Source organism: Streptomyces sp. NPDC107454 (assembly GCF_055582885.1).
Genome location: NZ_JBVJPA010000006.1, coordinates 256385 through 279190 on the forward strand (window position 1 = coordinate 256385; position 22806 = coordinate 279190).

At 67.5% G+C, this 22806-nt stretch carries 24 protein-coding genes; 23 read left to right on the forward strand and 1 reads right to left on the reverse strand.

Going from position 1 to position 22806, the window contains the following annotated elements; translation table 11 throughout:
- The first annotated feature begins 1 nt into the window (after position 1).
- From rplX to truA, 19 genes are all read left to right on the forward strand, one after another.
- On the forward strand, positions 2-325 hold the full coding sequence (gene rplX, locus ACZ69M_RS16855; protein ID WP_067367101.1) for a 50S ribosomal protein L24: 324 nt from the start codon (positions 2-4) through the stop codon (positions 323-325).
- A complete protein-coding gene (rplE, locus tag ACZ69M_RS16860) occupies positions 325-882 on the forward strand; it encodes a 50S ribosomal protein L5 (RefSeq protein ID WP_398401897.1) in 558 nt (185 codons plus the stop codon). The genes rplX and rplE overlap by 1 nt, the downstream gene beginning before the upstream one ends.
- A gap of 5 nt (positions 883-887) precedes the next feature.
- Complete coding sequence (locus ACZ69M_RS16865; RefSeq protein ID WP_003948630.1) at positions 888-1073, forward strand: type Z 30S ribosomal protein S14; 186 nt, start codon at positions 888-890, stop codon at positions 1071-1073.
- A gap of 211 nt (positions 1074-1284) precedes the next feature.
- Positions 1285-1683 carry a 30S ribosomal protein S8 gene (rpsH, locus tag ACZ69M_RS16870; RefSeq protein WP_055614920.1) on the forward strand — a complete coding sequence of 133 codons (399 nt, stop codon included), beginning with the start codon at positions 1285-1287 and terminating at the stop codon, positions 1681-1683.
- Between the two features lie 24 nt (positions 1684-1707).
- Complete coding sequence (rplF, locus tag ACZ69M_RS16875) at positions 1708-2247, forward strand: 50S ribosomal protein L6 (RefSeq protein WP_101400121.1); 540 nt, start codon at positions 1708-1710, stop codon at positions 2245-2247.
- Positions 2248-2250: 3 nt separating this feature from the next.
- On the forward strand, positions 2251-2634 hold the full coding sequence (gene rplR, locus ACZ69M_RS16880) for a 50S ribosomal protein L18 (RefSeq protein WP_067367094.1): 384 nt from the start codon (positions 2251-2253) through the stop codon (positions 2632-2634).
- A 64-nt stretch (positions 2635-2698) separates the two neighbouring features.
- Positions 2699-3301, forward strand: a complete 603-nt coding sequence (gene rpsE / locus ACZ69M_RS16885; RefSeq protein WP_221353022.1) for a 30S ribosomal protein S5 — start codon at positions 2699-2701, stop codon at positions 3299-3301.
- Positions 3302-3303: 2 nt separating this feature from the next.
- Positions 3304-3486 (forward strand): 50S ribosomal protein L30, encoded by a 183-nt coding sequence (gene rpmD / locus ACZ69M_RS16890; protein WP_060901490.1) that lies wholly within the window; start codon positions 3304-3306, stop codon positions 3484-3486.
- Positions 3487-3488: 2 nt separating this feature from the next.
- Positions 3489-3944 (forward strand): 50S ribosomal protein L15, encoded by a 456-nt coding sequence (gene rplO / locus ACZ69M_RS16895; protein WP_060901489.1) that lies wholly within the window; start codon positions 3489-3491, stop codon positions 3942-3944.
- A 242-nt stretch (positions 3945-4186) separates the two neighbouring features.
- A complete protein-coding gene (secY, locus tag ACZ69M_RS16900; protein WP_470050525.1) occupies positions 4187-5500 on the forward strand; it encodes a preprotein translocase subunit SecY in 1314 nt (437 codons plus the stop codon).
- Positions 5500-6162 (forward strand): adenylate kinase, encoded by a 663-nt coding sequence (locus ACZ69M_RS16905; RefSeq protein WP_470050527.1) that lies wholly within the window; start codon positions 5500-5502, stop codon positions 6160-6162. Before secY ends, ACZ69M_RS16905 begins: the two co-directional genes overlap by 1 nt.
- A 140-nt stretch (positions 6163-6302) precedes the next feature.
- Positions 6303-7139, forward strand: coding sequence for a type I methionyl aminopeptidase (gene map / locus ACZ69M_RS16910; RefSeq protein ID WP_470050528.1), 837 nt, complete (start codon positions 6303-6305; stop codon positions 7137-7139).
- A gap of 394 nt (positions 7140-7533) precedes the next feature.
- Positions 7534-7755, forward strand: coding sequence for a translation initiation factor IF-1 (infA, locus tag ACZ69M_RS16915; protein WP_003948620.1), 222 nt, complete (start codon positions 7534-7536; stop codon positions 7753-7755).
- A 70-nt stretch (positions 7756-7825) separates the two neighbouring features.
- Complete coding sequence (gene rpmJ, locus ACZ69M_RS16920) at positions 7826-7939, forward strand: 50S ribosomal protein L36 (protein ID WP_003998809.1); 114 nt, start codon at positions 7826-7828, stop codon at positions 7937-7939.
- A 211-nt stretch (positions 7940-8150) separates the two neighbouring features.
- Positions 8151-8531 (forward strand): 30S ribosomal protein S13, encoded by a 381-nt coding sequence (gene rpsM / locus ACZ69M_RS16925; RefSeq protein ID WP_060901485.1) that lies wholly within the window; start codon positions 8151-8153, stop codon positions 8529-8531.
- 64 nt (positions 8532-8595) lie between these two features.
- On the forward strand, positions 8596-9000 hold the full coding sequence (rpsK, locus tag ACZ69M_RS16930; protein ID WP_003956432.1) for a 30S ribosomal protein S11: 405 nt from the start codon (positions 8596-8598) through the stop codon (positions 8998-9000).
- A 115-nt stretch (positions 9001-9115) separates the two neighbouring features.
- A complete protein-coding gene (locus tag ACZ69M_RS16935; protein WP_003966937.1) occupies positions 9116-10138 on the forward strand; it encodes a DNA-directed RNA polymerase subunit alpha in 1023 nt (340 codons plus the stop codon).
- A gap of 177 nt (positions 10139-10315) precedes the next feature.
- Positions 10316-10825 carry a 50S ribosomal protein L17 gene (gene rplQ / locus ACZ69M_RS16940; RefSeq protein ID WP_470050531.1) on the forward strand — a complete coding sequence of 170 codons (510 nt, stop codon included), beginning with the start codon at positions 10316-10318 and terminating at the stop codon, positions 10823-10825.
- A 92-nt stretch (positions 10826-10917) separates the two neighbouring features.
- Positions 10918-11775 carry a tRNA pseudouridine(38-40) synthase TruA gene (gene truA / locus ACZ69M_RS16945; protein ID WP_470050532.1) on the forward strand — a complete coding sequence of 286 codons (858 nt, stop codon included), beginning with the start codon at positions 10918-10920 and terminating at the stop codon, positions 11773-11775.
- Between the two features lie 195 nt (positions 11776-11970).
- On the opposite strand, the gene ACZ69M_RS16950 is transcribed toward truA, so the two are convergent.
- Positions 11971-16317, reverse strand: a complete 4347-nt coding sequence (locus ACZ69M_RS16950; protein WP_470050534.1) for an Ig-like domain-containing protein — start codon at positions 16315-16317, stop codon at positions 11971-11973.
- A gap of 376 nt (positions 16318-16693) precedes the next feature.
- Here ACZ69M_RS16950 and ACZ69M_RS16955 point away from each other — a divergent pair, with 376 nt between their 5' ends.
- Genes ACZ69M_RS16955 through ACZ69M_RS16970 form a run of 4 tightly spaced genes read left to right on the forward strand, consistent with a single transcriptional unit; the run spans position 16694 to position 22726 of the window.
- Positions 16694-18280 carry a glycosyltransferase family 2 protein gene (locus ACZ69M_RS16955; RefSeq protein ID WP_470050536.1) on the forward strand — a complete coding sequence of 529 codons (1587 nt, stop codon included), beginning with the start codon at positions 16694-16696 and terminating at the stop codon, positions 18278-18280.
- Positions 18280-19296, forward strand: coding sequence for a glycoside hydrolase family 26 protein (locus ACZ69M_RS16960; protein WP_470050538.1), 1017 nt, complete (start codon positions 18280-18282; stop codon positions 19294-19296). The genes ACZ69M_RS16955 and ACZ69M_RS16960 overlap by 1 nt, the downstream gene beginning before the upstream one ends.
- Positions 19293-21077, forward strand: a complete 1785-nt coding sequence (locus ACZ69M_RS16965) for an ArnT family glycosyltransferase (protein WP_470050540.1) — start codon at positions 19293-19295, stop codon at positions 21075-21077. Before ACZ69M_RS16960 ends, ACZ69M_RS16965 begins: the two co-directional genes overlap by 4 nt.
- Entirely contained in the window at positions 21074-22726 is a 1653-nt protein-coding gene (locus ACZ69M_RS16970) for a glycosyltransferase family 39 protein (RefSeq protein ID WP_470050542.1), read from the forward strand. The genes ACZ69M_RS16965 and ACZ69M_RS16970 overlap by 4 nt, the downstream gene beginning before the upstream one ends.
- Positions 22727-22806: the final 80 nt, after the last annotated feature.

The following is a 22806-nucleotide window of genomic DNA, read 5'->3' on the forward strand; positions in this document are numbered from 1 at the left end:
CATGAAGATCAAGAAGGGTGACACGGTTCAGGTCATCACCGGCAAGGACAAGGGCAAGCAGGGCAAGGTCATTGCCGCTTACCCGCGCGACGAGCGCGTCCTGGTCGAGGGCGTCAACCGGGTCAAGAAGCACACCAAGGCCGGCCCGACCGCCAGCGGTTCGCAGGCCGGCGGCATCGTCACGACCGAGGCCCCGATTCACGTGAGCAACGTTCAGCTCGTCGTGGAGAAGGACGGCAACAAGGTCGTCACGCGTGTCGGTTACCGCTTCGACGATGAGGGCAACAAGGTTCGCGTTGCCAAGCGGACGGGTGAGGACATCTGATGGCTACCACCACCACTCCGCGTCTCAAGACGAAGTACCGCGAGGAGATCGCGGGCAAGCTGCGTGAGGAGTTCTCGTACGAGAACGTCATGCAGATTCCCGGCCTCGTCAAGATCGTGGTCAACATGGGTGTCGGCGACGCCGCCCGTGACTCCAAGCTCATGGACGGTGCCGTCCGTGACCTGACCACGATCACCGGTCAGAAGCCGGCCGTCACCAAGGCCCGCAAGTCCATCGCGCAGTTCAAGCTGCGTGAGGGTCAGCCGATCGGTGCCCACGTCACGCTCCGTGGCGACCGCATGTGGGAGTTCCTGGACCGCACCCTGTCGCTCGCGCTGCCGCGCATCCGCGACTTCCGTGGTCTGTCCCCCAAGCAGTTCGACGGCCGTGGCAACTACACCTTCGGTCTCACGGAGCAGGTCATGTTCCACGAGATCGACCAGGACAAGATCGACCGTACCCGGGGCATGGACATCACCGTGGTGACCACGGCGACCAACGACGCTGAGGGCCGTGCCCTTCTCCGTCACCTCGGCTTCCCCTTCAAGGAGGCGTAAGCGAGATGGCGAAGAAGGCTCTGATTGCCAAGGCTGCTCGTAAGCCCAAGTTCGGCGTACGTGGCTACACGCGCTGCCAGCGCTGCGGCCGTCCGCACTCCGTGTACCGCAAGTTCGGCCTGTGCCGCGTCTGCCTTCGTGAGATGGCTCACCGCGGCGAGCTGCCGGGCGTGACCAAGAGCTCCTGGTAGTCCCCCTAACAAGGGATTCCAGGGCTCTCGGTAAGTAAAGGGTTCGGTCAGGTGCCCTGCTCTCCATGGCTTAGGCTAGGAGGGTTGGGCGCCTGCCGCCCCAATCGACTTACTACGCCGTAGGTCCCCGCACCGCACCCGTCCCGCCACTGAGTGGGGAGAGGGATGGCGCATACAGGAAACCCCGGCGAGAGAGGCCGAAGGCCAATTCATGACCATGACTGATCCCATCGCAGACATGCTTACTCGTCTGCGTAACGCGAACTCGGCGTACCACGACGATGTCGCGATGCCGCACAGCAAGATCAAGTCTCACATCGCGGAGATCCTCCAGCAGGAGGGCTTCATCACCGGCTGGAAGGTCGAGGACGCCGAGGTCGGCAAGAAGCTCGTCCTCGAGCTGAAGTTCGGCCCGAACCGTGAGCGCTCCATCGCGGGCATCAAGCGGATCTCGAAGCCGGGTCTGCGCGTGTACGCGAAGTCCACCTCCCTGCCCAAGGTGCTCGGTGGCCTCGGCGTGGCGATCATCTCCACGTCGCACGGTCTCCTCACCGACAAGCAGGCCGGCAAGAAGGGCGTAGGCGGAGAAGTTCTCGCCTACGTCTGGTAACGGAAGGGAACGGAGGAAACAGCTATGTCGCGTATTGGCAAGCTCCCCATCACGGTTCCCGCCGGCGTGGACGTCACCATCGACGGCCGTACGGTCCAGGTGAAGGGCCCCAAGGGCACCCTCTCCCACACCGTCGCGGCGCCGATCGAGGTCGCCAAGGGTGAGGACGGCATTCTCAATGTCACCCGCCCGAACGACGAGCGTCAGAACAAGGCCCTGCACGGCCTGTCCCGCACGCTGGTGGCGAACATGATCACCGGCGTGACCCAGGGTTACGTGAAGAAGCTCGAAATCAGCGGTGTCGGTTACCGCGTCCTGGCGAAGGGCTCCAACCTGGAGTTCTCGCTCGGCTACAGCCACTCGATCACCGTCGAGGCCCCCGAAGGCATCACCTTCAAGGTCGAGAACCCGACGCGGTTCTCGGTCGAGGGCATCGACAAGCAGAAGGTCGGAGAGGTTGCGGCCAACATCCGCAAGCTGCGCAAGCCCGACCCGTACAAGGCCAAGGGCGTCAAGTACGAAGGCGAAGTCATCCGCCGCAAGGTCGGAAAGGCGGGTAAGTAAGCCATGGCATACGGTGTCAAGATTGCTAAGGGCGACGCTTACAAGCGTGCTGCCATCAAGCGTCGCCACATCCGGATCCGTAAGCACATCTCGGGTACGGCTGAGCGTCCGCGCCTGGTCGTGACGCGCTCCAACCGTCACATCGTGGCCCAGGTCATCGACGACGTTAAGGGTCACACCCTCGCGTCGGCGTCGACCCTGGACACCACGGTCCGTGGTGGCGAGGGCGACAAGTCCGCGCAGGCCAAGTCGGTCGGCGCCCTGGTCGCCGAGCGCGCCAAGGCCGCCGGTGTCGAGGCTGTCGTATTCGACCGTGGTGGTAACCAGTACGCCGGGCGCATTGCCGCTCTGGCGGACGCCGCCCGCGAAGCCGGACTCAAGTTCTGAGTCGCCCGTCGCGCTAGCGACTTAGGTCGCTGCGTAGCTAGCGGAAAAAGAGAGAGGTAATCCAATGGCTGGACCCCAGCGCCGCGGAAGCGGTGCCGGTGGCGGCGAGCGGCGGGACCGGAAGGGCCGTGACGGCGGCGCTGCTGCCGAGAAGACCGCGTACGTTGAGCGCGTTGTCGCGATCAACCGCGTCGCCAAGGTTGTGAAGGGTGGTCGTCGCTTCAGCTTCACTGCGCTGGTCGTGGTGGGCGACGGTGACGGCACCGTGGGTGTCGGTTACGGCAAGGCCAAGGAGGTGCCGGCCGCCATCGCCAAGGGTGTTGAGGAGGCCAAGAAGCACTTCTTCAAGGTCCCCCGTATCCAGGGCACCATCCCGCACCCGATCACGGGCGAGAAGGCCGCGGGCGTCGTCCTGCTCAAGCCTGCTTCCCCCGGTACCGGCGTTATCGCCGGTGGCCCGGTGCGTGCGGTGCTCGAGTGCGCCGGCGTTCACGACATCCTGTCGAAGTCGCTCGGCTCGTCCAACGCGATCAACATCGTGCACGCGACCGTGGAGGCCCTCAAGGGTCTGCAGCGTCCCGAGGAGATCGCGGCCCGCCGTGGTCTGCCCCTCGAGGACGTCGCCCCCGCGGCTCTGCTTCGTGCGCGTGCGGGAGCGGGTGCGTAATCATGGCTCAGCTCAGGATCACGCAGACGAAGTCGTACATCGGCAGCAAGCAGAACCACCGCGACACCCTGCGTTCGCTCGGGCTCAAGCGCCTGAACGACGTGGTCGTCAAGGAGGACCGCCCCGAGTTCCGCGGAATGGTGCACACCGTCCGCCACCTCGTGACGGTTGAGGAGGTCGACTGATCATGGCGGAGAACAACCCGCTCAAGATCCACAACCTCCGTCCCGCCCCGGGCGCCAAGACCGCCAAGACCCGTGTGGGTCGTGGTGAGGCGTCGAAGGGTAAGACGGCCGGTCGTGGTACCAAGGGCACGAAGGCCCGCTACCAGGTTCCGGAGCGCTTCGAGGGCGGGCAGATGCCCCTCCACATGCGCCTCCCGAAGCTGAAGGGCTTCAAGAACCCGTTCAAGACCGAGTTCCAGGTCGTGAACCTCGACAAGCTGGCCGCGCTGTACCCGGAGGGTGGCGAGGTCACCGTCGAGGGTCTCGTCGCCAAGGGTGCCGTTCGCAAGAACAGCCTCGTCAAGGTCCTCGGCCAGGGCGAGATCTCCGTCGCGCTGCAGGTTTCGGTTGACGCCGTTTCCGGCTCCGCCAAGGAGAAGATCACCGCCGCCGGCGGTACCGTCACCGAGCTCGTCTGACCTTTTCAGGCGTCTCGATGACATGAGCGATCCCGACCGGGGGTGCCCCTACAAAAGGGGTATCCCCGGTTGGTCGTTCCTAGGGGGGCAGTCTCGCCGGTATGGTGGCCTGCACTGCTAATTTTCGCTCGCTGTGCCCACACGGAACTCTGAGCGGCTCTTGGCTGTTTATCCGTTACGTATCCGTCGAACCTCAAGACCGTCACCTCTGACGCACTTGCGCGGGGGTCGCAGGAGGCACCGTGCTCACCGCGTTCGCCCGGGCGTTCAAGACGCCCGACCTGCGCAAGAAGCTGCTCTTCACGCTCGGCATCATCGTGGTCTACCGGGTCGGTACCCACGTTCCGATCCCAGGTGTCGACTACAAGAACGTCCAGACCTGTATCGACGTGGCCAAGGGCAACCAGGGCCTGTTCGGGCTGGTCAACATGTTCAGTGGTGGCGCACTGCTGCAGATCACGATCTTCGCGCTCGGCATCATGCCGTACATCACGGCGAGCATCATTCTGCAGCTGCTGACGGTGGTGATCCCGCGCCTCGAAGCCCTCAAGAAGGAGGGTTCGGCCGGCACCGCGAAGATCACGCAGTACACCCGATACCTGACGGTGGCGCTGGCGATCCTTCAGGGCACCGGCCTTGTCGCGACCGCCCGCAGCGGCGCCCTGTTCAGTAACTGCCAGGTCGCCAGCCAGATCGTTCCTGATCAGTCGATCTTCCAGACCATCGTGATGGTCGTCACCATGACCGCCGGTACGGGCGTCGTCATGTGGCTGGGCGAGCTCATCACCGACCGTGGCATCGGCAACGGCATGTCGATCCTCATGTTCATCTCGATCGCCGCGACCTTCCCGTCCGCCCTGTGGGCGATCAAGACGCAGGGCACGCTGGCCGGCGGCTGGATCGAGTTCGGCACCGTGATCGCGGTCGGACTGGTCATGGTCGCGCTGGTCGTCTTCGTCGAGCAGGCCCAGCGGCGGATCCCGGTCCAGTACGCGAAGCGCATGATCGGGCGCCGGTCGTACGGTGGTACGTCCACTTACATCCCGCTGAAGGTGAATCAGGCGGGTGTGATTCCCGTCATCTTCGCGTCGTCGCTGCTCTACATCCCGGCGCTGGTCGCCCAGTTCTCGAACGGCAACTCCGGCTGGAAGACCTGGGTCACACAGAACCTGACCAAGGGCGATCACCCGATCTACCTGGTCTCTTACTTCCTCCTGATCGTTTTCTTCGCGTTCTTCTACGTGGCGATCTCGTTCAACCCCGAGGAAGTCGCGGACAACATGAAGAAGTATGGTGGCTTCATCCCGGGCATCCGGGCTGGCCGGCCGACCGCTGAGTACCTGAGCTACGTACTCAACCGGATCACCTGGCCGGGGTCGCTGTATCTGGGTCTGATCGCTCTCGTACCGACAATGGCGTTGGTGGGTTTCGGGGCAACCGGCAACTTCCCGTTCGGTGGTACCAGCATCCTGATCATCGTGGGTGTCGGTCTTGAGACGGTGAAGCAGATCGAGAGCCAGCTTCAGCAGCGCAATTACGAAGGGTTCCTCCGCTGATGCGAATCGTCCTCGTCGGGCCGCCCGGTGCCGGTAAGGGAACGCAGGCTGCGTTCCTTGCCAAGAACCTGGGGATTCCGCACATCTCCACGGGCGACCTCTTCCGCGCCAACATCAGCCAGGGCACGGAGCTGGGCAAGCAGGCCAAGGCGTACATGGACGCGGGCAAGCTGGTGCCGGACGAGGTCACCATCGGGATGGCCAAGGACCGCATGGAGCAGCCCGACGCCGCCAACGGCTTCCTGCTGGACGGCTTCCCTCGTAACGTCTCGCAGGCCGAGGCGCTCGACGAGATGCTCAAGGCCGAGGGCATGAAGCTGGACGCGGTGCTGGACCTGGAGGTCCCCGAGGACGAGGTGGTCAAGCGCATCGCGGGCCGCCGCATCTGCCGCAACGACTCTTCGCACGTCTTCCACGTGACGTACAAGCAGCCGAAGACGGAAGGCGTCTGTGACGTCTGCGCCGGCGAGCTGTACCAGCGGGACGACGACTCCGAGGAGACCGTCCGTACGCGTCTCGAGGTCTACCACACGCAGACCGAGCCGATCATCGACTACTACGCCGCTCAGGGCCTGGTCGTGACGATCTCGGCGCTCGGCAAGGTGGAAGAGGTCACGGGGCGCGCCATGGAGGCGCTCAAGAGCAAGGTCGGCGACAAGTAGTCGTCACGCTGCCATCGGCCGCGGTGCCCTCCGGGGGTGCCGCGGCCGTAGTGTTGTGCAGGTGGTCGTGTACGCAGTGGTGCACGACCTGGTTGGGTACGTCGTCGGAATGACGGAGAAGACGGAGAGCGCGGGCCGCCATGGTGCAGATCAAGACCCCTGAGCAGATCGCCAAGATGCGTGCGGCGGGGTTGGTCGTCGCGGCCATTCACGCGGCCACACGTGAGGCGGCCGTGCCGGGTGCCACGACGAAGGACCTGGACGAGGTCGCGCGCAAGGTGCTGGCCGAGCACGGGGCGAAGTCGAACTTCCTCGGGTACGGCGGTTTCCCCGCGACCATCTGCACCTCGGCCAACGAGGTCGTCGTCCACGGCATCCCGTCCGACAAGGTGGTCCTGAAGGACGGCGACGTCATCTCGATCGACTGCGGCGCGATCGTGGACGGCTGGCACGGGGACGCGGCGTACACCGCGTTCGTGGGATCCGGTCACGCCCCGGAGCTGCTCGAGCTCTCCCGGGTGACCGAGGAGTCGATGTGGGCGGGCATCGCGGCGATGAAGCAGGGCAACCGGCTCATCGACGTCTCGCGTGCGATCGAGACGTACATCCGCCGTCAGCCGAAGCCCGGCGGCGGCAAGTACGGAATCATCGAGGACTACGGCGGCCACGGCATCGGCACCGAGATGCACATGGACCCGCACCTGCTGAACTACGTCGAGAAGCGGCGCGGCAAGGGTCCGAAGCTGGTTCCCGGCTTCTGCCTGGCCATCGAGCCGATGGTGTCCTTGGGCACCCCGCGGACCGAGGTGCTGGAGGACGACTGGACCGTCATCACGACGGACGGCACCTGGTCCTCGCACTGGGAGCACTCGGTGGCGCTGACGGAGCAGGGCCCGCTGGTCCTCACGGCCCCGGACGGCGGCAGGGCGAAGCTGGCGGAGCACGGGATCACGGCGGCGCCGGACCCGCTGGCCTGACGGCACCGGACCCGACGGGCCGTCGGCGCTGGACCCGTTGGTCTGAATTGCGCCCGCCCCGCCGGCCTGAGCGTGACGGATCCGTTGGCCTGACCGTGGCGGACGGGGCCGGGTCGGCGGAGCGTGGGGGATCGCGGCACCCGAGCCCGGGGTACCGGGCGGATACGGCGGGTGGCGGTGTGATCGCCGTACGTCTCCGTGGAGCCGCCCCCGGAAGGTTCGCGGCCACGTGCCGGCGACCCCCGTTGCTTAACGATCTCCGTAGTGGGGCATTCTTTCTCGATTCGTCTTTCCGAGAGGCCTGACGTAGACTGACTCGTCGGCTCTCGTGCACCCGCATGTCTGCATGCGCTCGTGCGAAGTCGATCAAGGTAGTCGATTCGAAGGGCGAAGCGTGGCCAAGAAGCAAGGTGCCATCGAGATCGAGGGCACTGTCGTCGAGTCTCTTCCGAACGCCATGTTCAAGGTCGAGCTCCAGAACGGCCACCAGGTCCTGGCACACATCAGCGGCAAGATGCGTATGCACTACATCCGCATCCTCCCTGACGACCGGGTCGTGGTGGAGTTGTCTCCGTACGACCTGACGCGTGGCCGCATCGTCTACCGGTACAAGTAGATCTTGCCCTTACTCCGTGTTCCCGGTTCCGGGGCGCGGGGGGTGGCACTGACCCGGAGAACCTCACCCAATGAAGGTCAAGCCGAGCGTCAAGAAGATCTGCGACAAGTGCAGGGTGATCCGCCGTCACGGTCGGGTCATGGTCATCTGCGAAAACCCGCGCCACAAGCAGCGCCAGGGCTGACGCACGACCGCACCTTCTGCATCCGCAGATACTTCGCGCGACGCAAGCAGTACATGTTCATACGCAGAATCCAGGACTGAGTCTCCTCAGACCTGACACCCCCGGTCGGAGGCCGGGGACCCGGTTCGTACCGAATCTTCGGCAAAAGAAGAGGACGGCGGGCGGGATCCGGTTCTGCGGAAGACCTCCGAACGACAACTGGAGCCATTGAATGGCACGCGTTTCCGGTGTTGACATCCCGCGCGAAAAGCGTGTGGAGGTCGCCCTGACCTACGTGTTCGGCATCGGCCGGACCCTTTCCCAGCAGACGCTGGCCGAGACCGGCGTGAACCCGAACACCCGCGTTCGTGACCTCTCCGAAGAAGAGCTGGTCAAGATCCGCGAGTACGTGGACGCCAACATCAAGACCGAGGGTGACCTCCGTCGCGAGATTCAGGCCGACATCCGCCGCAAGGTCGAGATCGGCTGCTACCAGGGTCTGCGCCACCGTCGTGGCCTGCCCGTCCACGGTCAGCGCACCAGCACGAACGCTCGTACCCGCAAGGGCCCGCGTCGCGCCATCGCCGGTAAGAAGAAGCCGGGCAAGAAGTAGTCCTCAGCGGACGCTTATCAGCGGTCTTCGCTGTAGGACCGACCACCTCCCGTAGGAGTAATAGATGCCCCCCAAGGGTCGTCAGGGCGCTGCCAAGAAGGTGCGCCGCAAGGAAAAGAAGAACGTCGCTCACGGGCACGCTCACATCAAGAGCACGTTCAACAACACCATCGTCTCGATCACGGACCCCTCGGGCAACGTGATCTCCTGGGCCTCCGCCGGCCACGTCGGCTTCAAGGGCTCGCGCAAGTCCACCCCCTTCGCCGCGCAGATGGCCGCCGAGTCGGCCGCCCGTCGCGCGCAGGAGCACGGCATGCGCAAGGTTGACGTCTTCGTGAAGGGCCCGGGCTCCGGTCGCGAGACCGCGATCCGCTCCCTCCAGGCCACTGGCCTCGAGGTCGGCTCCATCCAGGACGTCACCCCCACCCCGCACAACGGCTGCCGTCCGCCCAAGCGCCGCCGCGTCTGAGGCTCGGTTGTCTTGAGGTTCCGGGCGGTACGCCTCTTCAGAGGCGTGCCGCCCGTACCCTTGCAGTAGCAGCAGGGCGTCAAATAGCGGGCGCCCATGACTGAAGGATCGCAACATGCTGATTGCTCAGCGTCCCTCGTTGACCGAAGAGGTCGTCGACGAATTCCGCTCCCGGTTCGTGATCGAGCCGCTGGAGCCGGGCTTCGGCTACACCCTCGGCAACTCCCTGCGCCGGACCCTCCTGTCCTCGATCCCGGGTGCGGCGGTCACGTCCATCCGCATCGACGGCGTCCTGCACGAGTTCACCACCGTGCCGGGCGTCAAGGAGGACGTCACCGACCTGATCCTCAACATCAAGCAGCTGGTCGTCTCCTCGGAGCACGACGAGCCGGTCGTGATGTACCTGCGCAAGCAGGGCCCGGGTCTGGTCACCGCCGCCGACATCGCGCCCCCGGCCGGTGTCGAGGTGCACAACCCCGACCTCGTCCTCGCCACGCTCAACGGCAAGGGCAAGCTGGAGATGGAGCTGACCGTCGAGCGCGGTCGCGGCTACGTCTCCGCCGTTCAGAACAAGCAGGTCGGTCAGGAGATCGGGCGCATCCCGGTCGACTCGATCTACTCGCCGGTGCTGAAGGTCACGTACAAGGTCGAGGCGACCCGTGTCGAGCAGCGCACCGACTTCGACAAGCTGATCGTCGACGTCGAGACCAAGCAGGCCATGCGTCCCCGTGACGCCATGGCGTCGGCCGGTAAGACCCTGGTCGAGCTGTTCGGTCTGGCTCGCGAGCTCAACATCGACGCCGAGGGCATCGACATGGGCCCGTCCCCCACGGACGCCGCCCTTGCCGCGGACCTCGCGCTGCCGATCGAGGAGCTCGAGCTCACCGTTCGTTCGTACAACTGCCTCAAGCGTGAGGGCATCCACTCCGTGGGTGAGCTCGTCGCCCGCTCCGAGGCCGACCTCCTGGACATCCGCAACTTCGGTGCGAAGTCCATCGACGAGGTCAAGGCGAAGCTGGCCGGCATGGGCCTGGCCCTCAAGGACAGCCCGCCCGGATTCGACCCGACCGCCGCGGCGGACGCCTTTGGCGCGGACGACGATGCGGATGCCGGGTTCGTCGAGACCGAGCAGTACTAAGAGCTCGGGACTGACGGTTCGTTCTCGGGTGCGGGTGCGCTGTGGCTGGTCGCGCAGTTCCCCGCGCCCCTTCCGGGACGCTCCTTCGGAGCCGTCCCGGATCTCCGACGGGCGATCGCCCGCTCGGACACTGACCCCGGTACCTGGTACGGCCGGGGCAGACACCTAGGAGAAACCATGCCGAAGCCCGCCAAGGGTGCCCGTCTGGGCGGCAGTGCCGCGCACGAGAAGCTGCTCCTCGCGAACCTCGCGAAGTCGCTCTTCGAGCACGGCCGCATCACCACCACCGAGGCCAAGGCCCGCCGCCTGCGTCCCTACGCGGAGCGTCTGGTCACCAAGGCGAAGAAGGGTGACCTTCACAACCGCCGTCAGGTGCTCTCGGTGATCACGGACAAGAGCATCGTGCACACGCTCTTCACCGAGATCGGCCCGCGCTACGAGAACCGCCCGGGTGGCTACACCCGTATCACCAAGATCGGTAACCGCCGTGGCGACAACGCGCCCATGGCCGTCATCGAGCTGGTGGAGGCCCTGACCGTGGCCCAGGAGGCCACCGGTGAGGCCGAGGCGGCGACCAAGCGTGCCGCCAAGGACGCCGAGGTCAAGACCGAGGCTCCGGCCAAGGTCGAGGACGCCAAGGTCGAGGACGCCGCCGAGGCTCCCGCCGAGGAGTCGAAGGACGCCTGAGGCACTGCCTGGCTGTGAGCGGGTCCGTCCCTTCGGGGGCGGGCCCGCTTTCGCGTTTCCGGCACCGATGCCGGCCTTGAGAGGATCTAGGTGTGAGTGACGAAGTACAGCCCGGGTTCGTACGGGTGCGTTTGGATCTGTCGTACGACGGGACCGAGTTCTCCGGATGGGCCAAGCAGGCCTCGGGGCGCCGGACCGTACAGGGGGAGATCGAGGACGCCCTCAGGACCGTCACGCGGTCCAGGGACACCACGTACGAACTGACCGTCGCCGGGCGCACCGACGCCGGTGTGCACGCGCGCGGCCAGGTGGCGCACGTGGATCTGCCCGTCGAGCTGTGGGCCGAGCACGAGGAGAAGCTGCTCAAGCGGCTGGCCGGGCGGCTGTCCAAGGACGTGCGGGTGTGGTCCCTGAGGGAGGCCCCCAGCGGGTTCAACGCCCGCTTCTCCGCGATCTGGCGGCGGTACGCCTACCGCGTCACCGACAACGCCGGGGGAGTGGACCCCCTGCTGCGGGGGCACGTCCTGTGGCACGACTGGCCGTTGGACGTCGACGCCATGAACGAGGCGGCCGAGCGGCTCGTGGGCGAGCACGACTTCGCCGCCTACTGCAAGAAGCGCGAGGGCGCCACGACCATTCGTACGCTCCAGGAGCTGAGCCTGGTGCGCGGGGACGACGGGATCATCACCGCCACCGTCCGCGCGGACGCCTTCTGCCACAACATGGTGCGCTCGCTCATCGGCGCGCTGCTGTTCGTGGGGGACGGGCACCGCGGGCCCGACTGGCCCGGGAAGGTGCTCGCGGCCGGCGTACGGGACTCGGCCGTCCATGTCGTACGGCCGCACGGGCTGACGCTGGAGGAGGTCGGTTACCCGGCGGACGAACTCCTCGCGGCGCGCAACAAGGAGGCGCGGAACCGGCGGTCGTTGCCGGGGGCCGGGTGCTGCTGAACCGGCTTCCGGTGGAGGACCGGAAGGCGGTGGTACGCCCCACTGCATGGGCCGTCGGCCGGGCCATGGACGCGTCCGGTCGCGGCCTGCGGCGGGGCATGGAGGTCGGCCACGAGGACCTGCCGCCCGGAAGGCGAGGCCCCGCCCTGGGCCGCTGTCCGAGGGCGGGGCTGTTCAGCCGGGTCGCAGTCGTGCTTACTGCCTGACGGTGAAGTACTGCCAGGCGCCCCAGGTGCTGAGGTTGGTGTTGTCCTTACTGCTGTGGATGTACTCCGCGGCGATGCGGAACCTGCTGTTGACGGACTTGGTGAGAGACATCTGGTGGCGGCCGGCGCTGGTGGAACCGAGGGAGGAGCAGGGGGTGGTGGTCTGCGTGTGCCAGGCGCCGCTGTAGTACCGCTGCACGCGGAAGACGAGGCACTGGCCGGCCTTGTTGGGTGTGACGGTGGCGTCGAGTCGCTCCTTGGCGGTGTGGTGGTACACCTGGTACAGAGTGCTGCCGTAGCGCGTGCTCGTGTAGTAACCGGACAGTTTCTCCGAGATCCGCACATAGGACTGGGCACTTCGGGCGACGGTCCTCGGGGCGTACCGGTAGTCGCCGGCGAACACCGCGCTGAACGTGGTGTTGCGGGCGAGCTTGTAGGACCCTGTCAGATTGCCGTGGGAGTCCACCGTGCCCGACTTCACCAGGACCGATCTGCCGCCGAACGGCTGAGCGTAGATGGCCACCGTGCGCTTGTTGTAGGTCGTACCGAGGTGAGCGGTGACCTTCGCGGACTGACCATATGCGTACGTCGAGTGGTCGGTGGTGATGGTCAGGTCCGTCGAGACTCGGGACACCTGGACGGTGGCGCTGCGGCTGCCCGGCTTGTGTGAGATGTCGCCGCCGTAGGCCACCTTGTAGGTGTTGGCGCCGCCGATCTGCGGGGTGTCCGCGAACGTGAACGAACCGTCCGCGGCGACCTTCGCGTTGGCGAGTGCGACGCCGGTCGGGTGTGCGAGGTCGGTCTTCGTCACCGTGACGACCCCACCGGTGGCGAAGGGCGAGCCGGAGAGCGTGCCGGACACGGTCAGCTTGTGCGTGCGGGTGGCCGTGGCCGGGGCCGCCAGAGTGACCGAGGTGGCCGGCTTGGACACCTGGACGAGGCTTGCCGTGCTCGCCGCCTCGTGTGTTGCGTCCCCCGCGTAGCTCGCGGCGTAGGTGTAAGTGCCCTCTGCCGGCGGGGTGTCGCTGAAGGCGAAGGAGCCGTCCGCCTTCGTCGTCACATCGCGCAGTGCTGTTCCGTTCCGCGTGATGTGCGCGACCTGACCTGCGGGAAGCGCCACGGACGAGGTCAACGTGCCGTCAACGGTCAACAGCCGACCCGGAACACCCGTGCTCGGGGCGGTGAGATGGAGCGAGGTCGCCGCTTTCGGCTCCGGGGCCGCAGGCGCCGCCTCGCTGACGACCGGGCCGCTCACCGTCTGCACGTCGGCGCTGTCGCCGGTGGCACCGGAGAAGGCCAGGAGCGCGGTGGACGTCAGCGTCGGTGTCGCGTCCATCACCTGCGTCCCGTCGATCCAGACGTACAGATGGCCGGTGGCCACCTGGATGTCGACCTGGTGTGTGCCCTGGCGCAGGGAGGTGCCGAGTGTGGCCACAGACTGGTAGTCGATCGCCGACGAGCCGGCCGCACTGCGGCCGACGCCCACGAAGTTCTGCGTCTTGAGCGTGTCGTTCCAGCCGGTGCCGAACGCGATCACCGTGCCCGGCCGCCCCGCGATGCCGAGGCTGTCACCGGTCCCGCCCACTGCGGAGGCGGAGTTCTTGGCCGGGTCGAGCAGAGTGAGCGTCATGCCCTTCCCGCCGCTGCCGGGGCCGAACTTCGTGGTGAAGGTGGCCCGCAGACCATCGGTGCGCAGCGGCTCGGTGTACACCGCCGTGCCCGCCTGATTGCTGGTGGCCGAGGTCAGCTGGACCCCGCCGCCGTCGGCCGGCACCGCCGAGCCGTTGGTCTGCCACTTCCCGTCGGCGGCCGAGGTGGTCGTGGCGGTGCCGGTACCGGTGCCCTTGACCGGCACGTACATGGCGCCCTGGCTGTTGCCGTTCGCGTCGGTCCCGGTGCCGGTGACCTCGTAGAAGGCGCTCAGATCCGCAGCCGAGCGCGGAGTGAACGTCACGCTCTGCACCGCGGTCTGCTCAGGACCGATGATCAGCCCCTCGGACAGCTGCACCGCGCTGTTGAAGTCACCCGTGGGTGCCTTGGCCTTGGTCACCGTCACCGGGATGTTGCCGGTGTTGGTGATGGTGAACGACAGCGACTTGGAGCTGCCGATCGGGACGTCGCCGAAGTCCAGGGAGCTGGTGGAGAACTCCAGGTGTCCCTGCCCGGTGATGGCGGTCGCGCTGACCGGCACGCTCAGGGTGTGGGTGGTGCCGCCGCCGCTGCTGGTGACCACGAGCGCGTCGCTGTCGACCTGGTCGCCGGTCGGGGTGTAGGTGATCGAGAGCACGAACGAGCCACCGGCCGGTACGACCGTCCCCGCGCTCGGCAGCCCCGAGGCGGAGAAGGCGCCGCTGGGGGAGTCGACCGAGTCGATGGTCTCCGGTTCGGTACCGGTGTTGGTGACCTGAAGGTTCAGCGTCGAAGTGCTGCCGGTGGGCACTTCGCCGAAGTCCAGGGCGGCGGGTGCCGCCCCGAAGCCGGGTCTGGTGCCGACGCCGTGGAGGGCGAAGACCAGTTTCTGGCCGTCCGAGAGGTTGGCAGTCAGTGTGCCGTTGATGCCGCCTGTGGCGGTGGGGGTGAAGCTGATCGGGACGTCCAGGGTGGCGTCCGTCGCCAGCGCCGTGGGCTGGTCGGAGGTGGGCGCGACGGACGGGTCGACCGAGAACGCCCCGGAGGCCTTGAGGCCGGTGATGCTGACGTCCTGCGTGGCCGTCAGTTTCATCGTCGCGGAGCTGCTGTCGCCCACGCCGACCTGGCCGAAGTCCAGAGAGGCCGCGGTGAGAGCGGTCCTGGCCGGGCTGCCGAAGCCGTAGAGCACACCGTCCCGCGTGCCGACGTACACCTTGCCGTTGTCGGCGGTCGGCGTGCTGAACTTGGTCGCCGTGCCGATCGGCGCGGACCACAGCAGCTGGAGCAGGCCGTTGCTGTCGGGGGTGGGGCTGTAGGCGCGCAGGGTGCCGTCGGCCCCGGAGGCGTTGCTCGCGGAGGTCATCCACACCAGGGCGCTGGACTCGTCCGTGCCGTTGGAGGTGACCAGGGGCGAGCCGCTGGTGTAGCCGAAGGTGTCCTGGCTCTGGCCGGTGAGGGTGAGGGCGGGCGTACCGCCGTTGCGCACGCCGTACTTGAGGGCGCGCAGCGGGCCCTGGTTGCCGACGACGTAGACATAGCCGCCGTCGCCGCCCCAGAACGCGGGGTGACCCCACATGCCCTGGTAGGGGCCGGACACGCTCACCGCGGCGTCGCCGCCCTGGGCGCCCTGGCCCATGCCGCCGAGGCCGTCGCGGTCGAGCAGGAAGATCCGCCCGTCCTTGCCCTGCTGGACCAGCAGGTGGGGGTGGTCGCTGGTGCCGAAGCCGTCCGGCAGCGCCATCGGTGCGCCCGAGGAGATGTCCTGGTCGTTGAGGTCCAGGGTGGAGGCGTCGCTCGGGCTGAAGAAGTCGGCCGTACTGAGGCTGTTGTCCGAGCCGACCTGGAGGCGTACGACGGACTCGGCCAGGGTTCCCTGAACGGTCTTGCCCGGTCCGGGCGCCGGGCTGATGCCGTTGCCGGTGCTGAAGAAGATCCGGCCGGACCCGTCGGAGACCAGTCCGCCGCCCGACTGCCAGAGGCCGGCGCCGCCCGTGCTGGCACCGGTCACCGAGGCCCACATCGAGGTGATGCTGTGCGATGTGGTGCTCACGCCGACGACGTAGCCGCGGTACGGCCAGGCGTCGCAGTGGGCGCCGAAGCCCGCGTAGACGACGCCGTCCATCAGCAGCAGGCCGGGACGCTGCTGCTGGTAGTAGGCGTCGAAGCTGACGCTCGGGTCGTTGCTGGGACTTCCCTGGATGGTGACCGGCCAGCCCGAGAGCTCGGTTCCGGAGCTGGGGTCCACCGCGTGCATCAGCCAGGTCGGGTGGCGGTGCGTGGAGGTTCCGTCGTCGACCTTGGTGGTGAAGTAGAGGGCCTTGGTGGCCGGGTCGTACACGGGGGTCGCGGTCGCCCCGATGTTGGGGGTCAGGTCACCGCAGCCGATCGCCGAGGCCGGCCATGACGCTCCATAGTTCTTGCTCCACTCGATCGCGCCGGTGGCGCGATCGAGGCCGTACGCGGTGTTGCTCTCGGTGACCGCGATCACCTGGTCGCCCAGCACCAGGGGCTGGGCGTATATCTGCCCGTCCAGTTTCGTGGCGAAGAGCCGGCCGAAGGCGGACGACTGGACAACTGCCGGGGAGAGCCCGGCCTCGTTCTGGTCCCAGTTGGTGCGCAAATTGTCGATGCCCTGGGTGGTTTGGTCGGCCTGGGCCGAGGATGCCACCAGGCTGATCGTCGTGCCGATCAGTGCCGCAGCGGCCACGGTCACTGTGGAGAACAGCCATCTGCGCCGCCGGTTGCGATGGCGGCCACCGCGTGCGGGCACGGAAAACCCGGGCAAATCAGGACCTCCCCCTAGTGTTCGCGCCCGGAATGATCACAGGTGTGGCGCAAACGTGAAGACTGAGTGGTTGTTCTTACCATCAGTTGACCTTTTTGCGCACTGCGGGGGTGTGCTTCGTTGCTGTGCGGCGCGACTGCTACCCCTGTGACCCCTGATGAAACCGTCACGTAACAAGGTTGTTGAGTCATAAACGGGAGAGCCGGTTATGCTTTCGCAGTCCGGCTGAAAGTTCGAATTTGGGGCAGCCGGGCTCAGGGGTGGGTTCACAGGTCCGTTCCAGGTCCTGGGGGGGTTCATGAGTAGTGCAGTGAGTGCTGCGGCGCGCGCTGAGCGTCCTCATCGGCGCAGACGCGAGCCGGAGAGCCATGGGCTCTTGCCACAGCCGCCGGACGACGCGGAGAAGTACTCGTACACGCGCCGTCACCTGTGGGTCCTGACGCTGGGCTCGCTGATCAGCTTCGCCTGTCTCGCGGTGAGCCAGTTCCTGTTCACGGCGTCCAGCCCGTGGTTCTGGCTGACGATGCCGCTGCTCGCCTTCGTGGTCGCGGACTACCTGATCTCGCTGTACCTGGACGGGGTCAGCAAGGACTTCGACATCAAGGCGCACAAGCTGCTGGTGCGGGACTGGCGGCCCGCCGTCCACCCGAGCGTGGACGTCTTCCTGCCGGTGTGCGGTGAGCCGCTGGAGGTGCTGCACAACACCTGGGTCAACGTGAACCGGCTCGCGGGCACCTACCGGGGCGTCGTGAAGGTGTACGTGCTGGACGACGCCGCCGACCTGGAGGTCGGCGCCATGGCGCGGGACTTCGGCTTCCACTACGTGGTGCGGCCGAACCGTGGTTGGTTCAAGAAGGCCGGCAACCTCCACCACGCCTTCGGGATCACCGACGGCGATCACATCCTCATCCTCGACGCCGACTTCGCGCCGCGTGCTGATCTGCTCGACGAGCTGCTGCCCTACATGGACGCCGACGAACGGGTCGGGATCGTGCAGTCGCCGCAGTTCTTCCGCATCACCGACCGGCAGAACTGGATCGAGCGCGGGGCCGGGGCCGTTCAGGAGCAGTTCTACCGGTCCGTGCAGACCTCCCGGGAGGAGAAGGACGGGTCGATCTGCGTCGGCTCGTGCGCCGTGTACCGGCGGGCCGCGCTGGAGCAGATCGGCGGCATCTCGCTGATTGAGCATTCTGAGGACATGTACACGGGCTTCGACCTGCGGGCGCTGGGCTGGAAGCTGCGCTACGTGCCCGTCGCGCTGTCGGCCGGTGTGTGCCCGGACACCGCCGGCGCCTTCCACAACCAGCAGTACCGCTGGTGCATGGGCTCGTTGTCGCTGCTGACCAGCAAGCGGTTCTGGGAGATGGACCTGAAGTTCCAGACGCGGCTGTGCTACGTCTCCGGGTTCCTCTACTACCTGCAGACCGCCCTCGCGACCTTCCTCGCCCCGCTGATCCCGCTCGGGCTGCTCATCCTGCGGCCCGATCTGCTGCGCGCCGAGGCCTCGCTCTGGGTGCTGCCCAGCGTGGCGTACGTGACGCTGGTGCTGCCGCTGTGGCACCGGGCGCCGTACCGCCTGGAGGCCTGGTCGGTTCGCGTGATGTACGGGTGGTCGCATGTCTTCGCCGTGTGGGACGTACTGCGCGGACGTCCGATGGGCTGGAAGCCGACCGGCTCGCAGGGCGCCAAGAAGAACGGCATGCGCCGGTACTGGACCGGAATGATCGTGTGGAGCGCCGGGACCGCGGTGCTGTGGATCGGCGTCGCCGCCTGGCGCATGCTCACGCTCTATCCGCCGGACTTCGCGCTGATGCTGTCCGCCGGCCTCTTCTATGCCATGGTCGTCGGGCGCGTGCTCGTCCAGCCCCGGGAGCAGATCGCGTGATGAGTCGTTTTCGTGCGCTGGCGGCAGTCCTGCTCGCCGGCGCACTCCTCGCCGGCTGCAGCACGTTCTCCGAGCAGGGCCGGGACGATTACCGACGGGCCCAGGGCGAGGCGGCGGACCCCAGCGGGTCAGCGGCCACCGAGGCGGCCAAGCCGGAACCCCCGTACGACGTACGCCCGTTGCTGAAACCTGCGAAGAAATACCTCGGCCTGGCCGCCGATGGCGCGCCCGCCGACATGAAGAACGTCGACGCCTTCGCGAAGTCCGCGGGCAAGAAGCCCAACCTGATCGAGTTTTACTCGGCGTGGGGCGACCGCTACGAGACGGCCGCCGTACAGCACGCCCGGGACTACAAGGCGCTGCCCTTCATCGCCTGGGAGCCCTTCGACAAGACGCTGGGGCAGATCGCCTCCGGCGCGGACGACGCGTACATCCGCGACTACGCGAGGTCCGTCAAGGAGCTCAACCTGCCGGTGGCGATCAGCTTCGCGCACGAGATGAATGCCTTCTGGTACCCCTGGGGCACGAAGAAGGCCACCGCCGCGCAGTTTGTCGCCGCGTACCGGCACGTCCACGACCTCTTCGACCAGGAGGGCGCCACCCAGGTCATCTGGGTGTGGAGCCCGAACGTGATCAACCCGGTGCCGACCGTGCGCTTGAAGCCGTACTGGCCGGGCGAGGAGTACGTCGACTGGGTCGGAGTCATCGGCTACTACGCCCGCACCGGCCCCTCCACCTTCTCGACTCTGTACGGGCCGACGACGACCCAGATCCGTGCCTTCACCAAGAAGCCCGTGATCATCGCGGAGACGGCGGCCGAGGCCGGGCAGCGCAAGCCGGCCGACATCACCGACCTTTTCCAGGGGACGGCCGCACACAACGACATGATCGGCTTCGTCTGGTTCAACTTCGACAAGGAAGCGGACTGGCGCATCACCAGCGGTCCGGCCACGACGCGCACCTTCCGCGAGCAGGCCGCCGCCTCCCGCTTCGGATTCGATGTGACCAAGCCATGAGCAGCAGACAGCCGCAGCCGCCGCAGGAGCACCAGCAGCAGTACCAGCAGCAGTACCAGCAGTACCAGGAGTACCAACAGGAGTCGTACGGGCAGGACTCGTACGCGTGGCCGCCCCAGCAGCAGGAGTATCCGCCGTACTACGAGACGTACGACCCGTACGCGGAGCCCTCGGCCCCTTCGAGCTCCGGAACCCCGGTCCGTGCGACCGAACCGGAGCCCGAGCCCCAGCCCGAGCCCGACGACCCCGGCTACACGCTGCCCGCCGTCCCCGAGTCCTCCTGGGCCGTGGACAACCGGCGCGGCAAGCTGCTCGGGCGCGGAGTGCTGGGGTGCCTGCTGCTGGTGCAGGCCGGGCTCTCGCTGCGGCTGCGGGGGACGGCCTTCCAGGACGAGGCGCTCTACATCGCCTCCGGCCACTACGAACTGAACAACCTGCTGCACGGCACCAAGCTGCCGGTCGACTTCGCGGGCTACTTCTCCGGCCACCCGAAGCTGTACCCGGTGCTCGCCGCCGCCGTGGACTCGTACTTCGGGCTGACCGGCGTCCGGGTCCTCAGCCTGTTGTTCATGCTGGCCGCCACCGGCCTGCTGTACGCGGTGACCCGGCGCCTGTTCAACCTGCGGGCGGCGCTCGGCGCGGCCGCCCTCTTCTCCGTCCTCCAGTCGACGACCGTGCTCGGCAACTTCGCCACGTACGACGCCGCGGCGATCTTCCTGCTGGCCCTGTCGATGTACGCCGTCGTGCGCACCGACCGGATGCGCTCGGCGGCGGTCCTGCTGGCCGCGCCACCGGCCGCGCTGGCCTTCGCCGTGAAGTACGCCTCCGGTCTGTATCTGCCGACGCTGGTGCTGCTCGCGGTGGTCACCGCGCACAGGCACCGCGGGGTGAAGGCCCTGGGACGCGGGGTGTTCCTCGGCACGGGCATCGGGGCGCTGCTCGGCGCCGGGTACGTCCTCTCCGGGCCGCTCGGCGGCATCAGCTCCACCACCACCAACCGGGCTCAGGGCGCCGATTCCGCCATGAAGCTGCTGGAGCACAGCGCCGAGTGGGGCGGTCTGGTCTTCCTGGCGGCGCTCGTCGGCTCGGTCGCGTACGCGCTGCGCGGGCGGATGGGCGAGATGCCGTGGATCGAAGGGGAGACCGCCGGGCGGGTGCGACGCGCCGGGCTCGGAGTGGTGCTCACCGGGACGGCGCTGCTGGCACCGGCCTACCAGATCCATCTGCACACCGAGGTCTCGCTCTACAAGCACGTCGGCTTCGGCCTGCTCTTCGCCGCGCCCATGGCGGGCCTGGGCATGGCCCGCCTGGTCGGCCCGCACTTCCGGCATCCACAGCTCGGGATCATGGTGTACGTCCTCGCGCTGGTGTTCGGCATGGTGCAGGCGCAGAAGGCATACAGCTTCCCGGACTCCTCGCCGATGGTCGCCTATCTGCGCACGGTGGCCCACGTCGACAAGAAGGGGTTCTACCTGGCAGAGGAGCAGGAGGTGCCCGCGTACTACCTGCGCGACGTCACCGGCTGGAACCAGTGGCAGAACACCTACTTCATGGACTACCGGGGCAAGGACGGCAAGCAGCACACCGGCCCCGAGGCCTTCGAACAGGCGGTGCGCGACGGGCGCTTCGACGTGATCGTGATGCACGGCTCGGTGACCCCGGCGACGTACGAGGCGGTCAAGAAGGGGCTGAAGGGCAACACGCACTACCGCCTGGCCGCGGTCTTCCCGTTCACGACGAGCAGCGGTCAGAACGCCTACCGGATCTGGGTCAAGCGATGAGCGGCACGACGGCGGTCGACGGCGGTACGGCGGCGGGGTACGAGCCCGCCTCGGAGACGTCCGCGGGCGCCGGTTCCGGAGGACGGAGGGCGCGGCGCGAGGCCGAGCAGCACACCGGTGACCGCGGCGGGCGCCTCGCGGCGCTGCTCGTCTTCCTGCTGCCCTCGGCCGCCGCGCTGGCGCTGATCCTGCGCGGGATCGGCCATCGACAGCTGTGGCGCGACGAGCACGCCACCTGGTGGGCGGCGACGCTCTCCTTCCACGACCTGAGCCAGCTGATCCGCTCCATCGACGTGGTGTTCACCCCGTACTACGTGCTGATGCACTTCTGGGTCTCGCTCGCCGGGGACTCACCGACCGCGATGCGTATCCCGGGCGCCCTGGCCATGGCCTCCTCCGCGGGACTGCTCGCGCTGCTCGGGCGGCGGCTGTTCACCACGCAGACCGGGCTGCTCGCCGGCTTCCTGTTCGCGGTGGTGCCGACGGTGACGCGCTACGGGCAGGAGATCAGGCCGTACGCCTTCGCCGTGGCCGCCGTGCTCCTGTCGACGCTGCTGCTCGCCAGGGCGCTGGAGCAGCCCGGCTTCAAGGTGTGGGTGGGCTACACCCTCACCGTGCCGATGATCGGCTGGAGCCATCTGGCCTCGCTCGCGGTGCTCGGTGCGCATGTCGTGATGGTCCTGATGGCCCGGCGTTCGGGGGACCGGATCGTGGGCTGGGCGTACGCGGCGGCGGGCACCGTCGGCCTGTGCTTCGTCATCCCGATGGCGATCCAGGGCACGGGCCAGAGCGGGCAGATCGCCTGGAACAACCCCGTCACGAAGGACCTGGTCGACTTCCCGAAGAACCTCTTCGGGTCCTGGGCGGTGGCCGCGCCGGTGATGGCGCTGGGCGCTCTGGGCCTGTTCTTCGCGGGCCGCCGGGCGCTTCCGCTGGCCGTGTGGATCGTGCTGCCGCCGCTGGCGACCTATGTCACCGCGTCCAAACTGCATCTCTTTCTGCCGCGCTATCTGCTGTTCACGGCGCCCGCCTGGGTGCTGCTCGCCGCGGTCGCGGTCTGCCGGATCGCCGGGCCGGTGGCCGGGCCGAAGGCGGGTACGGGGGCCGCGGCCCGGCGTGGGTTCGGCTGGGTGCTTGCCGCGGCAGCGGTCGCGGGGCTCGCCTGGCAGGCGCTCCCGGGCATCCGCGAGACCCGCGAGAACGCGCTCGGGGAGCCCGACTTCCGCGGTGCGGCCCAGTTCATCGAGGCCGGGCAGCGCAAGGGCGACGGGATCGTGTTCAGCGGGGCGCTGGCGGAGCGCCGGGCGATGGACTACGAGCTGCGCGACGACAAGGGGCGTCCGCGGGACGTGCTCATGTACCGCACCCCGCAGGAACTGGGCTCCTTCGGCGCCGCGGAGTGCCCGCGGCCCGCGAAGTGCCTGGCGAACGCCGACCGGCTGTGGCTGGTGTCCACCACGTTCGACGGACAGCCGCTCAGCGGTATGCCGAAGGCGACGGCGACCGCGGTCGAGCGAGGCTTTCGCGTCGTGAAGACACGCAAGCTGGACAGCCTCACGCTGGTGCTGTTCGAAAAGTCCGCCAAGGCGGCCACGGGCGACACGTCAGGGAAGAAGGACGACGCCGCCCAGCGCAAGATCCACACCTGAGCGCAGCGGCCTTCCGGGTGCCGTGCCGGACACGGTCGTCCGGCGGGGGGAAATTTAAGATGACATATGGGGAGGAGAAG